Below are 513 nucleotides of genomic sequence, written 5' to 3'. Positions count from 1 at the left end.
CATAATCACCACATCCAGCTCAAGCATGCCACGACGACAAGCCCATTTAATACGCGCCTTTTCTTCAGGAGTGTACATTCATTATTCCTTCATAGATGTCTTGTTATTAATGCGGAGTGTAACAAGGGATGTGCTACGTCACTAGTGTGCGGGTCACAATACGTTAAGTAACTTCAAGGTGTCAGATTCAAAGCTGGTCACTGATTCAACACCACTGAACCTCACGTTTAGCAACAGCGAGCTCTTTCCTAATTATTCTGCCATGAAATCACGATAGAAAACGTCACCTATCCTTGATTGGCATACGTTGTTGACGTTTCTTACTCAAGGTTGATTAGATTTCCAAATTACCGCTACATCTGAAAACTGAGCGGTTCTCGCTAAACCGAACACCTTAAGGTGACTTGGGCATATTGAAAGCTGACAAATGGTGAATCTGCATTTAACATAGCTGAAAAATATCTTCAAAAGGCATTGTAATCATGGAATGGCAAACTCGCTTTTCACCGCTCA

At 41.7% G+C, this 513-nt stretch carries 1 pseudogene; it reads right to left on the bottom strand.

Annotated elements, in window-relative coordinates:
* Positions 1 to 78: pseudogene (locus tag R7093_RS28225) on the bottom strand (succinate dehydrogenase assembly factor 2 family protein); the annotation flags it as partial.
* Positions 79 to 513: the final 435 nt, after the last annotated feature.

This window comes from Vibrio sp. 1580, assembly GCF_033340055.1.
The sequence above is the reverse complement of the archived record's forward strand: the minus strand, read 5'-3'. Positions and strand labels throughout refer to the sequence as shown.